The 13,113-nt window shown below is 38.0% G+C and carries 12 protein-coding genes; 8 read left to right on the top strand and 4 right to left on the bottom strand.

Annotated elements, in window-relative coordinates:
* Positions 1-61 precede the first annotated feature (61 nt).
* The gene (locus EXE30_RS03350) at positions 62-1,003 is read left to right on the top strand and encodes an alpha/beta hydrolase (RefSeq protein WP_130161192.1); all 942 of its coding nucleotides are present in this window, start codon (positions 62-64) and stop codon (positions 1,001-1,003) included.
* 154 nt (positions 1,004-1,157) lie between these two features.
* Here EXE30_RS03350 and EXE30_RS03345 read toward each other — a convergent pair whose 3' ends face one another.
* The 4 genes from EXE30_RS03345 to EXE30_RS15850 form a co-directional block, all read right to left on the bottom strand.
* On the bottom strand, positions 1,158-2,660 hold the full coding sequence (locus EXE30_RS03345) for a tripartite tricarboxylate transporter permease (protein WP_130161191.1): 1,503 nt from the start codon (positions 2,658-2,660) through the stop codon (positions 1,158-1,160).
* 13 nt (positions 2,661-2,673) lie between these two features.
* Positions 2,674-3,120, bottom strand: a complete 447-nt coding sequence (locus tag EXE30_RS03340) for a tripartite tricarboxylate transporter TctB family protein (protein ID WP_165382359.1) — start codon at positions 3,118-3,120, stop codon at positions 2,674-2,676.
* Positions 3,121-3,175: 55 nt separating this feature from the next.
* On the bottom strand, positions 3,176-4,216 hold the full coding sequence (locus EXE30_RS03335; RefSeq protein WP_130161189.1) for a Bug family tripartite tricarboxylate transporter substrate binding protein: 1,041 nt from the start codon (positions 4,214-4,216) through the stop codon (positions 3,176-3,178).
* A gap of 136 nt (positions 4,217-4,352) precedes the next feature.
* A complete protein-coding gene (locus EXE30_RS15850; protein WP_165382358.1) occupies positions 4,353-4,529 on the bottom strand; it encodes a hypothetical protein in 177 nt (58 codons plus the stop codon).
* 375 nt (positions 4,530-4,904) lie between these two features.
* Between EXE30_RS15850 and EXE30_RS03330 the strand changes: the two genes are divergently transcribed.
* The 7 genes from EXE30_RS03330 to EXE30_RS03300 all read left to right on the top strand — a co-directional run bounded on the left by EXE30_RS03330 (position 4,905) and on the right by EXE30_RS03300 (position 13,010).
* On the top strand, positions 4,905-5,834 hold the full coding sequence (locus EXE30_RS03330; RefSeq protein ID WP_130161188.1) for a LysR family transcriptional regulator: 930 nt from the start codon (positions 4,905-4,907) through the stop codon (positions 5,832-5,834).
* Between the two features lie 446 nt (positions 5,835-6,280).
* Complete coding sequence (locus EXE30_RS03325; protein ID WP_130161187.1) at positions 6,281-7,072, top strand: substrate-binding domain-containing protein; 792 nt, start codon at positions 6,281-6,283, stop codon at positions 7,070-7,072.
* A 428-nt stretch (positions 7,073-7,500) separates the two neighbouring features.
* Positions 7,501-10,140, top strand: a complete 2,640-nt coding sequence (gene mutS, locus EXE30_RS03320) for a DNA mismatch repair protein MutS (RefSeq protein ID WP_130161186.1) — start codon at positions 7,501-7,503, stop codon at positions 10,138-10,140.
* Between the two features lie 126 nt (positions 10,141-10,266).
* Positions 10,267-10,833, top strand: a complete 567-nt coding sequence (locus EXE30_RS03315; protein ID WP_130161320.1) for a GNAT family N-acetyltransferase — start codon at positions 10,267-10,269, stop codon at positions 10,831-10,833.
* Positions 10,834-11,059: 226 nt separating this feature from the next.
* Positions 11,060-11,389: a ferredoxin FdxA gene (gene fdxA / locus EXE30_RS03310; RefSeq protein WP_004668754.1), complete on the top strand. Its 330-nt coding sequence runs from the start codon at positions 11,060-11,062 to the stop codon at positions 11,387-11,389.
* Between the two features lie 124 nt (positions 11,390-11,513).
* Positions 11,514-12,221 (top strand): D-Ala-D-Ala carboxypeptidase family metallohydrolase, encoded by a 708-nt coding sequence (locus EXE30_RS03305; RefSeq protein ID WP_130161319.1) that lies wholly within the window; start codon positions 11,514-11,516, stop codon positions 12,219-12,221.
* A 120-nt stretch (positions 12,222-12,341) separates the two neighbouring features.
* Positions 12,342-13,010 carry an O-methyltransferase gene (locus EXE30_RS03300; RefSeq protein WP_130161185.1) on the top strand — a complete coding sequence of 223 codons (669 nt, stop codon included), beginning with the start codon at positions 12,342-12,344 and terminating at the stop codon, positions 13,008-13,010.
* Positions 13,011-13,113: the final 103 nt, after the last annotated feature.

The raw sequence follows: 13,113 nt of genomic DNA, 5'->3' as shown, positions 1-13,113 counted from the left end.
AAAAAATTAACATTAATTGTATTTTGTACACTTTTAACAGTAAAGATTAGGTGAGAAAAGCATGTCGAATCGTAATTATCCAAATACATCAGAAGTAAAAACTATAGCTCAGAAATCCACATTCTTGGTGGATGGTACTACTTGTGCCGCAACGCTACATACGCCAATAAAATCGGTTAAAAATGAATATCCAGCAATTCTGATGGTCGGAGGATGGGGAAGCATCCAAGAAGGATTAACAACTCCATTCGTTAATCAATTTGTTGCAGAAGGATATGCAGTAATGGAATTTGACTATCCAAGTTGGGGGTTAAGCGGTGGCTGGCCACGTCAGGATATTAATCCATGGACACGAGTAAAAACTGCCAATGCAGCTCTGGCGCATCTAAAAAGTCAAACTCAGGTGGATGCCCACTCTATCTATTTATGGGGGACATCATTTGGTGGTGGTCATGTAGTTGATCTTGCGTCACAGCATCCTGAATTACAAGGTGCCATTATTCAAGTCCCGATGTTAGATGGTTTGGCAACTGTACGTGCAGTGCCACTCAAAAGATTAGCAAAATTCATCAGTTATGGCTTTTTAGATTTGATCAAACTGGGTTCTCCACTCCATATACCGACCTTATCCAAAACTGGAGAGTTTGGCTCTATGGATAGGGATCAAGCTTGGGAGGCTCTCCAGATAGTACTGAAAGCTAATAACGGCAAAAAATATGATAATCGTGTAACAGCTCGTTCTTTGTTAAAAATGGGTTTCTATCGACCTTGGACACGATTGAAAGATATACAAATACCCATGCTGATCATAGGTGCAACACGTGATACGGTCGCTCCTTTTGTACCTGAAAAAATAAAAAGTGCTTGTAACCCCTTGCTTCAGGTAGTTGAGATGGATGCTAATCATTTTGATCCTTATTTCGAACCATATTTCCCTGAGACTATCCAGTATCAATTGAATTTTTTAAAAAAATACAGCCCATTGAGGCATCTTAAAATTTAAATTACATGGATGGAATGTGTGCTGATTAAAATCGTAATGATCGGCCTCCATGCTTCTTGAGAATGGCGACAAAAAATTTGAAAAACGCTATCAGAATTAGTCCTATATTCTTTATATTCATTAAAAAAGGTCAGGAATCCTGACCTTAAAGTTGTTATTTATTCATATTTTTTTTGATAAATAAGTATTTTCTTACAAAAGGTAATATCAAAAGTAGTCCAGACATCACCCATAACCCCATACTAATATTACTATCCCATAAGATACTTAACTCACCATGGGAAATAGAAAGCGCACGGCGTAGATTTGACTCCATCAATTCACCAAGGACAAAACCTAAAATTAAGGGTGCCAATGGAAAATCAAATTTCCTCAATACATAACCAACAACGCCTAAGCCTATGCAAAGTAATAAATCAAAGATCGTACTATGAATAGCATATACGCCTACGAAACTAACAGTTGCAATCACGGGAATAAGAATATAGTTAGGAATATTGAGTAACTTGGCAAAAAAGCCAACCAACGGCAAATTCAGAACTAGAAGAATAATGTTCCCAACCATGAGTGAAGCAATCAGTGCCCAGACTAATACTGGTTGCTCTGAAAACAATTGAGGACCCGGCGTAATATTATACAAAGTCAAAGCGCCCATCATAACAGCAGTCGTACCCGAACCAGGCACACCCAAGGTTAACATAGGAATAAATGATCCACAGGCAGCAGCATTATTCGCACTTTCAGGAGCAGCCAATCCTCTTAGATCACCCTGCCCAAATTTACCTTTTTCACCAGCCAGTTTACGTTCCGTGGTATAGGCCATAGCACTCGCGACGCTGGCACCCGCACCCGGTAAAATTCCTGAGAAAAAACCAATGAATGAGCTTCGTATGATGGTTGCTAAAGAACTCATAAGCTCTTTAAAGTTGAATAAAGACCTCTTACCTTGAGCGAGTACTACTTTTCCGATGGTTGTTCTTTCAAGTAACAAAAGGATTTCACTGACACTAAATAAGCCGATCACAATTGTTGTAAATGCGATGCCATCACTTAAACCAACACTATCAAAAGTAAAGCGATATACACCTGTAATTGCATCCATTCCAACCGTTGATAAACCTAACCCCATTAAAGCCATAATTAATGTTTTAAAAGGTTGTGTACTCACTAAGCCTGTTAAACACACGATCGCAAAGACCATCAAAGCGAAGTATTCAGCAGGCCCAAATGCAATTGCCCAGTTTGCAAGAATAGGTGCAAAGAAAACAATTCCAATAAAGGCAACCAAGCTTCCAATAAATGAGCTTACGGATGAAAGTGATAGCGCAATGCCCGCTTTGCCTTGCTGTGCTAAAGGATAACCATCCATAGTGGTCATTATCGCACCTGCATCACCGGGAACATTAATCAAAATTGCTGATATTCGCCCCCCATATTCGCAACCGAGATAAACTGCGGAGAGTAAGATCAAAGCACTTTCCACAGGTAAACCCAACGCGTACGCAAACGGTAAAAGTATGGCAACACCGTTAATAGGCCCCAAGCCCGGCAGCAATCCCACAATCGTCCCAATAAATGCACCAATAAATGCGATTAATAAGTTCTGTGGCTGCAATGCAACTTCAAAACCGGTCATTAAAAAACTTAATATGTCCATAAAGTTGTCATCCTTAACCCAACAGTCCCATTGGTAATGGCACATCTAATACACGGTCAAATAAATAATAAGTTGTAATACCTAAAACACAGGCGGTGATAATGGTGGGAAGTGTTTTCCCTTTAAACAGTTTTCCGAGCGCGATCGTCAGTAGTGTTGTTGCGATAATGAATCCCAACAACTCAAATAAAGCGGCATACAAGGTCAATGCAAGTGCACACAATGCAATTTTAAAAACTAAATGTTTGCTCCAACCCAGCTCAACTGGTTCAAACATAATCGAGGGTCTAACCGTCAAATAAGCTGCGCTTGCAGTGATCAGTCCCATAATCAAAATTGGAAAGGCTCTAGGGCCAACAGAGTCATAGGAAATTGGAGCATCAAAGTTACTTGCATAAATCACCAAACCCAAACCACAAAGGGCAATAATCCCCGTTAGGATACGTTCTGATTTCATCACTATTCCTTAACACAACAAAAAGTACCAAACCTGTGGTCTGGCACGTATTCATTGATTATTTTGATAATTTATATTCAGCAGATAATTGACGCATTTGGTCAGTTTGCTTATAAACATAAGCTGTGATTTGGTCCCCAGTCAGTGCAAATGGCAAAAGATCTTGATTATTACGAACAGTTTCGAATTTTTTGTTTTCCATCATTTTATCGAATGATGTTTTCCACCATTGATAAGCATCATCACTAACTTGAGGACCCATGTAGAAACCACGGATCACAGGCCATTCAATATCATAGCCTTGCTCTTTCGCAGTTGGTAAGTTTGAAAATTTGCCTTGTAAGCGCTCATTTGCAAATACAGCAAGCACTCGTATTCTTCCCGCTTCTAAATTTGAACTGACTTCACTAATATTTCCAACTGCCACTTTGATATGCTGACCTAAAAGTGCAGTTAAAACTTCGCCCCCTCCCTCTAGAGCAACAAAGCTCATATCAGTTGGGTTAATTCCTGCCTTTTTGGCAAGCATTGCTGATTGCATCCAATCCTGACCACCTACACTTCCAGCACCACCAAAACTAATTCCCTTAGGATTTTTTTGTAGATCCTTTATCAGATCATCTAAAGTTTGGTAGGGAGAATCTTTATGCACGGCGACCAGACCATAATCGACGGCAACACCTGAAAGCCATTTCACATCTTTCTCTGTGAAATTTCCAAATTTACCTTGGGCCAAATTCAATAATGACCCTGTGGAAAATGCAATCACTGCCTCATTATTGGCAGGGTCATTGCCTACAATTTTATTATAAGCAACCGCTCCGACACCGCCGGGCATATAAGTCACACGAATTGGATCATTCAAAACCTCAGTTTCTTTAAAACCTGATTGAATCAATTTGCAAGTCATATCCAGACCACCACCAGGCTTTGCAGGGGCAATACATTCAGGACGTTTAGGCTGCCCTACCTCTTTTGCAGCACTACCTGTATTACATCCAGTAAAAATCAAGCTCGAACATGCCACTAACGCGAATGAAAGTTTTTTCATTGTAAAAATATCCTTTGAGTCATCCATTACAGTTTTTCCGACTACCATTTGGGACCTCCATGGTCTTTGTTTGGTCTGAGTGATTTGAAGTTTTTTTGAAATTCTTTTTTAAACAGTGAGTTTTGACGTAACAATAGAAAAATGAAGCTTCAACCCAACCGAAACTGGCGTTATTAGTAACTTTTTATAGATATAAGCTAATACCGCGAATACGATAATTCGTATGCGTTTCTAAACTAACTTTTGTCTTTATATGATCAGTATTCACAGCAAATTTATGTGACATCGCACATTCACAAGCATGCAAACATTTCTGGTATAACGCAGCATTCCCGCTGCCAACAATGAGAACATCGTCCATTGATCTCTTCCCTCTCAAATTTTCCTTACTTTAATTTGAAAAAGGGAACTTCTGTGATAGCGAAGAATTAAAGGGGTATTTAATTATTTTAAATAGTGTTTAATTTCATAGTGTTCCAGCATTAGATAAGACCTGCACAAAATCAAAATAAAATATTGTTTTAATTAAAGTAATATTAAAAAATCCGCAAAAACTATTTTTTAAAAAATATGACCTGAGTCTTTAAAACTAAGTAATTACATTCTCTCTGCTCAAGATCAATATTTTTTTGCTTGAATAATCATTAATTTCGTAGACACTGTTAAAGTTATATTACTTGATCTGTTGAGTAATATTTTTTGAAAATTTAACATGGATGCTTAGAGAATTTTTTTCATGGAAATTAAACAAATAAAATACTTTTTAACAGTGGTTGAAGCTGGAAGTATTGGAAAAGCTGCGCAGAAACTTGATATTGGTGCATCAGCTATTAGTCAGCAGATCAGTAAGCTTGAGCAAGAATTGAGTATACGTTTATTACAGCGGAATGCTTTTGGAGTATCACCAACACCAGCAGGACTTGCATTTTTAAAACATTCACAATTAATTCTAAGACAGATCAACTTTGCAATTGATGCGGCGCACTCAGCAAGACTTTCAGGTCATGTCAGTATTGGTTTGCCACCAACAATTACGGCCTTGTTGGGGATACCCTTAATGAAATTGATGTCAGAACGCTATCCTGATATCCGTCTTGAAATGATAGAAACCTTATCAGGTAATCTGATACAAGCAATTAATTCACGTCAACTTGATCTCGCTATTATTTTTACCAATGAAGTAGACAGGCAATGGTCTATACAGCCCTTGGTTAGAGAGCAAATGTATTTAATGGGACGTAGAGAGGTCTTAGAAAAACATCATCTTAATGACTGTATCAACAGTGGTGTGATTCAATCTCAACACATCGGTGATATCCCCTTAGTTCTACCTCGTCAAAGACATAGTTTGAGAAAGTTCTTGGAACATAAGATTGGGGTAGTGAACGTTGCCTATGAGATTGATGGCTTACATTTACTCATGGATAGTCTTATTCATCTGGACTTGGTAAGCATTCGTCCAGGGAGTGCTTGTCTACAAGAATATAAACATAAATTACAACTACTTAAAATCGTAGAACCAGAAATTGAACGTATCAATTATTTAGTAAGTCTCGCCGAAGAACAATTGTCTCCTGCCGCATTAGCCGCAAAATCAGCCATAAAAGCTTGTGTTAAAACGCTTATACAAAATCAAAGCTGGCCATGTTCTGAGTTAATTCTCTAGAACGCCATTAATTTTTTTAAACACCTCATTAGTTTTAGCTTCTCACTCCTGACTTTTATTTAGGTTTACATTCTTGATTGAGTAATAGACTTATTTCTAAATATCGATGTCATGTTCATCGTAAACATAAAGCGTCACTCTTTACTCAAAAGATTCTTTTTAATCTCATTTAAGTTGAATCTATTTGATTAGGCATAAGATCAGTCAAAGTAAAGCATAAGAATATAGAACAAGGAGGTTTCTAAATGCCAATATATAAACACCCCAGCTAGTTTCTAACCCGTATCAGATCTCATACTAATTTTTATCTTGTGCTATTCCATAACAACAGCGCCATGTTATGACGATGCTCAGAAAATAGTATTTAAAACAAAAAATTCTTTATTTATCAGTAATGTGATCGATCTAGTCATTTTCCATACTACGTCCAATTTAAGTGATATTACATGAAAAAATCTCCAATCTTAACAATTGTTTGCTTAGCAAGTTTTGGCTTCGGTTCAGTTGAAGTTTATGCAGATACACTCAAAGTAATTAGTTCCGGTGGGTTTTATTCTTCTATGGAAAAACTCATCCCTCTTTTTGAGGAAAAAACAGGTCATACGATTGAGTTGTCTTCTGGTTCATCGATGGGAACGTCAACCACCTCTATTCCAAATCGATTAGAACGTGGTGAACAATTTGATGTCGTCATTCTCGCCTCTCCAGAACTAAACAAACTGATTGATAAAGGTTATCTTGACTCAAATATGCATGTCGATTTAGTGAACTCTAGAATTGGTATGGCGATTCCTAAAGGTGCTAAAAAGCCAGATATCAGTTCTGCTGAAAACTTTAAAAAGGCATTATTGAATGCACGTCAAATTGGGTATTCTGCGAGTGCAAGCGGAACACATCTTGAAAAAGATGTTTTTCCGAGTTTCCCGCCTGTTGAATACAAAGTAATTGCCAATAAAGCTGAAAAAGTTGTAGGTGATCGAGTTGCGAAACGAATAGCTGAAGGACAATTCGATATTGGTTTTCAACAAATTAGTGAAATCAAGCCCTTCACTGGTAAGTATGGACAAGTCAAGTTAGTTGGACCTATTCCAGCCCCTTTTCAAAAAGTAACTATATTCTCAGCGGGTATGGGAAAAAATTCTAACCATAAGGAATTAGCGAAGGAGTTAATCCAATTTGTAAAGTCACCGCAAGTAACTCAAATTATTGATGATCAAGGTTTAGAACAAATCAAATAAGATTTTTAGATCTTATACAATATCCTTTTGTACTTTGAATCTAAGCTATTTAACTCATAAAAAATTCCATCTCTGGTATAGGTGGAATTTTTATAGCTGAACTAGGCCCCCTCACCAATATCACTTTTTTCCTTACCTTCTCTGTTGCCCAAACATATAAAGCAATTTTATTTTTTGTTGTTAATTTCCTCACTCATCCACGCAATCCTTTTTCTCAATCAGCTCAAATTTGTTAAGATGACAAACCTGAGAAAATCGTAATACATTCTCAAACACTGTTGACTCAATTTTGACATAAAAAAGGGATACTCAAAGGTACACTTTTTTCTTAGATTAGGTCAGATTTAAACAGAAGTTGTTAGAATTGGTTAGACAGCCAAATTTTTTAAAGCATGAGATTTAGTGTTTATTTTTAAGGATTTTTATACATGAACAGCAAAGAAATCATGGCTGATCTCTCTTCCCACACCCCTATGATGCAGCAATATCTAAAAGTAAAAATGGAGCATCAACATGCCCTGCTGTTTTATCGTATGGGAGATTTTTACGAACTATTCTTTGAAGATGCTCGTCTTGCTGCCAAGCTGTTGGGTATTACGCTAACCCATCGTGGTAAAGCTAGTGGTGAACCTATTCCTATGGCTGGTGTACCTTATCATGCGGCAGAAGGCTATCTTGCGCGTTTGGTTAAATCAGGTCGAACGGTTGCCATTTGTGAACAGGTCGGTGAGGTTACTGGAAAAGGTCCTGTGGATCGGCAAGTGGTTCGTATCCTAACACCGGGTACTTTAACCGATGATGCTTTACTTGGTAGCTATCAATCCTCAAATCTTGTTGCGCTATGTATCCAACAAAATCAAGTCGGCTTCGCTTTACTAGACCTCAGTGCTGGTATTTTTAAAGTTCAACAACAAGACTATAAGCCAGAACAGCTTCCCATTGAACTAGCTCGCTTAATGCCAAGTGAAATTTTGATCGATGAAGATTTAGTTGATCAAGATATTATTGAACAGATTAAAAAGAATATTGACTGCCCAATTACCAAGCGACCAAATGTTGATTTTAATTTAAATAACGCACAAAAAACCTTATGTGATCAGTTTTCTGTCTCGACCTTATCTGGTTTCGGATTAGATCCCATTCCGCTAGCAAAGGCTGCCGCTGCGGCATTGATTCACTATGCAAAAGAAACACAAAAAACAGCGCTGCCTCATATTCGCGCGATTCAAATAGAACAAAGCACCGATTTTATAGCCCTCGATCCAATTACGCGTCGTAATCTAGAAATTATTGATCCTTTATTTGACCATGGTACATCCTTATTTCAACTGGTGAATGACTGTCAAACCGCCATGGGTGGACGCTTACTCAGCCGAACACTCATGCAGCCCATTCGTGATACAGCCGTTTTAGATGCCCGCCTTGATGCTACAGAACAGCTTTTAAAGGGATACCATGAAGCACCGATGCGTTTAGTGCTAAAAGAAATTGGTGATATCGAACGTGTTCTAAGTCGCGTTGCCTTAGGCAGTGCCCGCCCGCGTGATTTAGTCCAACTACGTCATGCCTGTGCACAAATTCCTTTTCTACGACACGCATTAGCGCCTGTTTTACAAGCCAAACAATCTAAATTATTGACCCAACTTGATCATGAGCTTGGTGACTTTAAAAGCTTGTATCAGCAGTTAATGGCAGCGATTGTAGAAAATCCACCGGTACTCTTGCGTGATGGCAATGTAATTGCAGAAGGCTATGATGAGGAATTGGATGAACTCCGCAAGATCCGTGATCATGCAGGTCAATTCTTAATTGATTTAGAAATTAGAGAACGTCAACGTACTGGAATCAATACACTTAAAATCGGCTATAACCGTGTCAGTGGCTATTATATAGAACTCACTCGTGCTCAAGCAGAACAAGCACCAGCGGACTACATCCGTCGTCAAACCCTAAAAAATGCTGAACGTTATATCACCCCTGAACTGAAAAGCTTTGAAGACAAAGTACTTTCTAGTGAGTCTCGCGCATTAGCACGTGAAAAACTGTTATTTGAGTCATTGTTGGATGAATTACGCCAAAACATTGCACATTTACAAATGATGAGTGCTGCAATTGCATATATTGATGTACTAGCCAACTTTGCCCATCAAGCACGATTAAACAATTGGGCTCGACCAGAATTTAGTCCTGAAACAGGGATTAAGATTCAAGCAGGTCGTCATCCTGTAGTAGAAGCTTTAAATAAAACACCGTTTACCCCAAATGATACATTTTTAGATGCACAACATCGCATGGCGATCATTACTGGTCCAAATATGGGGGGTAAATCGACATTTATGCGTCAAACCGCGCTGATTAGCCTTCTTGCCTATTGTGGAAGTTTCGTTCCCGCAAAATCTGCAAAACTTGGTCCAATTGATCGTATTTTTACCCGTATTGGTTCAGCCGATGATTTATCAACTGGAAAATCAACGTTTATGGTCGAGATGACCGAAACCTCACAGATTTTGCATCATGCCACCAACCAGTCCTTGGTGTTAATGGATGAGGTTGGTCGTGGAACCAGTACTTATGATGGCCTTTCTTTGGCTTGGGCATGTGTACTTGATTTGACTAAGCGTGTGAAATGTCTATGCCTTTTCGCCACCCACTATTTTGAGCTGACTGAACTTGGCAGTGAAACAGGTATCGATAACTATCACGTTACTGCACAGGAATTGAATGGTAATTTAATTTTATTACACAAAGTTCAGCATGGCCCCGCAAGTCAAAGTCACGGTTTACAAGTTGCAAAATTGGCGGGTATTCCAGCAAGTGTGATTAAAGAAGCGCAAAAGCGTTTGAAAATTCTTGAAAAGCAACAACATCATATCTTGCAAAAGACAGTGCAAACAGATTTATTCAGTTCAATTGATCCTCAAATAGAAACCCAAGTGATTGAGAAAATTATTGAAGTGGAAGTCCATTCACCAGCTTTAGATTTGTTACAACGCATTGATGTAGATGATCTTACGCCCCGTCAAGCACTTGAACAACTCTATTCACTAAAAGCAGCACTGAGATCCTAAAGACATTTTCCCAGAACAACTGAATGAGACTTGTTCTGGGAAAAAAATTTATGAATAAGATAAACCGCATCGTTATATCATCCACCCTATCATCAGAATAAAATGAGTAATCAATCGAAGGGACAAATGCTGAATTTTGTGCTCAGAAAACTACAGGTTTCAGAAATCGATTTAATCTGGCAACAGATCAGTCGTCGCGAATTAATTACTCAAATGTACGTGCAACACAAACAACATTTAGACATAGTCGATTGTTTTTATGATGTTGAGAATTGGGATGGCTTTCATCTAGATAATGATCCACCTTTATTAAAACAAATCCATCAACAAGGTGGATTATGTGTCGGGTTATTTAATTCACATGATCAGTTAATTGGTGTTCAAGTCGTATCCAATCAACTTATTACAGATTATCCTGAAGCAAAATTATTGCAATACTTTTATGTTGATGCAGATCACCAAGGTCAAGGCATCGGGGCACTGCTCATGCATTCCGCAATAGAATCAGCACAGCAATTGGGTGCTAAACAACTCTATATTTCAGCAACACCAAGTAAACGAACGGTAGACTTTTATCTCAAACATGGTGCCCAACTATTAGCGCAACCGGATCAACATCTATGGGAATTAGAACCAGAGGATATTCACCTGATGTGTTCTATAGCGTCATTTATCAAAAACAGCGCACAATGAAATCCTAAAGGGAAAGATCAAAACAACTGATTAAGACAAATACTTAATCGTATTATGTCTTTAAAAATCAACGAATCAATAGAACATATTTATTTTTATCAACATGTTACCCTGTTTTTCATATGTATAAATAAACAATATCAATAAAAGCAATTGTTTGTTCACCCCATTTTTGCCTACAATAGCCCATTCCAAACAAAAACCGTATTTTTAGGTAGCTGTCGCCATGACCTTTGTTGTCACTGAAAATTGTATTAAATGTAAATATCAAGATTGTGTTGAAGTTTGCCCTGTCGATTGTTTTTATGAAGGCCCGAACTTCCTTGTCATCAATCCAGATGAATGTATTGACTGTGCGCTTTGTGAACCTGAGTGCCCAGCAAATGCGATTTTCTCTGAAGATGAACTACCTGAAGGTCAAGAAATCTTTATTGAGCTCAATACTGAATTATCTGAAAAATGGGCGGGTAACAATATCACTCAAATTGGTGAACAACCTGCCGATCGTGAAGAATGGAATGGAAAACCGAATAAACTGCAATATTTAGAAAAGTAATTGAAAAGGCCAGTTTTACTGGTCTTTTTTAATACTTGAATCACACATTTCTTTGCAATTGACCCATTATGTATACGTTATTTTGCATTAAAATAACGTGTCTTTAGATTGTGAACTGGCTTTTATGTTGCGAAATAAATTACAGGGTTTCTTATCGTTTTTTATCATCCCTGTGATGATGGTCGGCTGTGTCAGTTCAAAAACAGAAGTAAGTAAAGGCAAAAGAATCCATATTCCTCAGGAAAAAGTCACTTTTACACGACCAACGCCAGATAAAGTAGAGCCAGCTTCCTATCGTCGATGGTTGGCACAAGGCGAAAACTATGCTCGTGTTCGTGAATATGAACAGTTTTTAACACGTAATCAAGTCGCTCACATTATCCCAAGTTTTGAATTATTACGAACCGCAAGAGATTGGCAGAAATGTGGTCGCAATGAGTATGCTGTGCCAAACCGTGAATTGTGGGGCAACTCTCTTTCAACTTTGCGTGTATTTAAATATCTTATTTCTGCAAAAATTTTAACCGATTTTGAAGTGACCTCTGTCTATCGTGATTTACCTTTAAACGAATGCGCTGGCGGTGCAAGTTCATCTAAACATTTATTTAACTCTGCCATCGATTTTCGTATTGGTCCTGAATACCCTCAGCCGCAGGATTATGCATTTATCGAACAATCCAAATTTAAATTATGTCAGTTTTGGGTTCAGCATGGTCAAAGCTTAAATCTTGGTATTGGTCTATATCGCTCAGGTCAGATTCATATTGATACTCAGGGTTATCGCACTTGGGGCCCAGACCTAACACGTAACAGCTCAATGTGTAACTTTTAGAATAAAAGATCACTTTCAGTAAAGAGATCTAAATGATCTCTTTTTTTATTCAGTAATCAAATTGCACTCTGAGCATAAATGTTTAAAATGCTGCAAACAGATTCAAAGGTAAGCCTGATTATGCAACAGATGTGGACCGACATTGATGACTATATCAATTCACATTTAATCCCCTCAGATCCTAAACTTCAACATGCATTAGACAATACCGATACGCAAGGTCTTTCTAATCATTTGGCTGTTGCACCGAATCAAGGTATGTTCCTGCAAATGTTGATTCAAATGAATCAATGTAAACGTGTATTAGAACTTGGAACTTTTGCCGCTTATAGCACAATTTGGTTGGCGCAAGCATTACCTGCTGATGGTTACCTACTTACGGTTGAAGGACGAGATAGCCATGCGGCCATCGCCCAAGAAAATATTGATTATGCCGATATGCCTACCCAGATTGAACTTAAAAAAGGACGCGGCGCAGATATCATGAATCAACTCATTGCAGAATCCAGTGAGGCATTTGATTTGATTTTTATTGATGCAGATAAACAAAGCTATCCTGAATACTTGGAACTCAGCTTGAAGTTATCTCATTCAGGAACGATTATTGTATTGGATAATGTGATTCGTTCAGGCGCGATATTGGATGAAAATAATAAAAAACCAAGTATTGAAGGCATTCGGGAAACCTTCGCTGCACTCAAAAATCATCCTCAGCTTTTATCTTGTACAGCACTACAAACAGTGGGTTCAAAAGGACATGATGGCTTCGCAATTGCGATTGTAAAGTAAAGATCAAAAAACGAACTGATTTTTTTAATTATTAAATATCAAATAGATACAAATTTACATAGTGCTTTTCCATATAGTTATCCACAGTATTTGCGGATAACTA

It is taken from the genome of Acinetobacter halotolerans (assembly GCF_004208515.1).
In the GTDB taxonomy this organism is placed as follows: domain Bacteria; phylum Pseudomonadota; class Gammaproteobacteria; order Pseudomonadales; family Moraxellaceae; genus Acinetobacter; species Acinetobacter halotolerans.
This window is presented reverse-complemented; position numbering and strand designations above follow the sequence as displayed.

What these genes read in the sequence shown, in the direction of transcription:
- EXE30_RS03330 (WP_130161188.1), top strand. Translation starts at nt 4,905, where the DNA reads ATGGAAATTAAACAAATAAAATACTTTTTAACAGTGGTTGAAGCTGGA.
- EXE30_RS03315 (WP_130161320.1), top strand. Translation starts at nt 10,267, where the DNA reads ATGCTGAATTTTGTGCTCAGAAAACTACAGGTTTCAGAAATCGATTTA.
- EXE30_RS03305 (WP_130161319.1), top strand. Translation starts at nt 11,514, where the DNA reads ATGTTGCGAAATAAATTACAGGGTTTCTTATCGTTTTTTATCATCCCT.
- fdxA (WP_004668754.1), top strand. Translation starts at nt 11,060, where the DNA reads ATGACCTTTGTTGTCACTGAAAATTGTATTAAATGTAAATATCAAGAT.
- EXE30_RS03350 (WP_130161192.1), top strand. Translation starts at nt 62, where the DNA reads ATGTCGAATCGTAATTATCCAAATACATCAGAAGTAAAAACTATAGCT.
- EXE30_RS03300 (WP_130161185.1), top strand. Translation starts at nt 12,342, where the DNA reads ATGCAACAGATGTGGACCGACATTGATGACTATATCAATTCACATTTA.
- mutS (WP_130161186.1), top strand. Translation starts at nt 7,501, where the DNA reads ATGAACAGCAAAGAAATCATGGCTGATCTCTCTTCCCACACCCCTATG.
- EXE30_RS03335 (WP_130161189.1), bottom strand. Translation starts at nt 4,216, where the DNA reads ATGGTAGTCGGAAAAACTGTAATGGATGACTCAAAGGATATTTTTACA.
- EXE30_RS03325 (WP_130161187.1), top strand. Translation starts at nt 6,281, where the DNA reads ATGAAAAAATCTCCAATCTTAACAATTGTTTGCTTAGCAAGTTTTGGC.
- EXE30_RS03345 (WP_130161191.1), bottom strand. Translation starts at nt 2,660, where the DNA reads ATGGACATATTAAGTTTTTTAATGACCGGTTTTGAAGTTGCATTGCAG.
- EXE30_RS15850 (WP_165382358.1), bottom strand. Translation starts at nt 4,529, where the DNA reads ATGGACGATGTTCTCATTGTTGGCAGCGGGAATGCTGCGTTATACCAG.